The organism is Aliiroseovarius sp. PTFE2010, from assembly GCF_049943335.1.
In the GTDB taxonomy this organism is placed as follows: domain Bacteria; phylum Pseudomonadota; class Alphaproteobacteria; order Rhodobacterales; family Rhodobacteraceae; genus JBNFVY01.
In genome coordinates, this window is sequence record NZ_JBNFVY010000032.1 from 1 (window position 1) to 1,492 (window position 1,492).

The window sequence follows — 1,492 nt, forward strand, 5'->3', positions numbered from 1 at the left end:
GAGGAAGACAAATGCGCGGACAAATGATGGCGATGCCACTGACGATCCATTCACTGATCGATCATGGGGCCCGCTACCACGGCGACACCGAAATCGTGTCGGTGGAAACGGATGGCACCAAGACAAGAACCACATGGAAGGGCATTTCTGATCGCTCCCGCCAGCTTGGCTCTGCGCTTGCAAAGTCGGGTCTGCACAAAGGGGATCGTGTGGCCACGATCGCATGGAACAACGCGCGGCATCTGGAATGCTACTTTGGCATTTCGTGCAGCGGGATGGTCTGTCACACGATCAATCCGCGGCTCTTTCCCGAGCAGCTTGTCTATATCATCAACCACGCCGAAGACCGGGTCATCTTTTTCGACAAGACCTTCCTGCCGATCATCGCAGGGATCCGGGACAAGCTGAAAACCGTCGACACGTTCGTGCTCATGTCCGAGCGGGACGACAGCGCCGCGGAAAAAATCCCCGGGCTGGTGTTTTATGAAGAGTTTCTGGCCACGGGGGACGAAAACGCCGATTGGGTGGATGTCGATGAAAATGACGCATCCAGCCTGTGTTATACGTCCGGGACCACGGGAAATCCCAAGGGCGTTCTGTATTCCCATCGCTCGACTGTTCTGCATTCGCTGGGCGCCGCCTTGCCCGATACGCTCAGCATTTCCGCCCGCGAAGTGATGTTGCCGGTCGTGCCGATGTTCCACGTGAACGCCTGGGGCGCGCCCTATACCGCAGCAATGGTCGGTGCCAAGCTGGTTCTGCCAGGGCCTGGTCTTGATGGTGACAGCCTTGTCAAACTGATTGATGACGAGGGCGTCACAATGGCCCTCGGCGTGCCGACGATCTGGCAGGGCTTGCTCTTGTCGCTGGAAAAGCTGGGCTCCAAAGCCGAGACGCTGCGAAGAACCGTGGTCGGGGGAACGGCGTGCCCGCCTTCGATAATCGCCGAATTCCGCGACAAATATGGCACCGAAGTCGTGCATGCCTGGGGCATGACCGAAACGTCGCCGCTGGGCACCGCCAATGCGCTGCTCGAACGTCACATGGGTATGACCGAAGAAGAACAGGCGAAGGTTCGTGAAAGCCAGGGCCGCCCGCCCTATGGGGTAGAGATCAAGATCGTCAACGATGACAGCGAAAGACTCGCCGAAGATGGCGAAGCGCAGGGCAATCTGCGCATCCGTGGCCATTGGGTTGTGGGCAGTTATTACGGCGCAGACCCCGATACGACCCTCGAAGATGACGGGTGGTTCGAAACCGGCGATGTGGCCTCGATTGATGCCGATGGGTTCATGACCATTCGCGACCGCTCCAAGGATATCATCAAGTCAGGCGGAGAATGGATTTCCACCGTCGAGCTTGAAAATATCGCGGTCGCCCATCCCGGTGTCGCAGATGCCGCCGCCATTGCCGCAAAACACGAAAAGTGGGACGAACGCCCGGTTCTCGTGGCGGTAAAGGCCCCAACGGCAGATGTATCAGAGCAGGAAGT

The 1,492-nt window shown here is 58.4% G+C and carries 1 protein-coding gene; it reads left to right on the forward strand.

Features of this window, described 5'->3' with window-relative positions:
• Nucleotides 1-11: 11 nt before the first annotated feature.
• The coding region (locus tag ACP2AV_RS15640; RefSeq protein ID WP_426373697.1) for a long-chain fatty acid--CoA ligase at nt 12-1,492 on the forward strand (1,481 nt) is incomplete at its 3' end.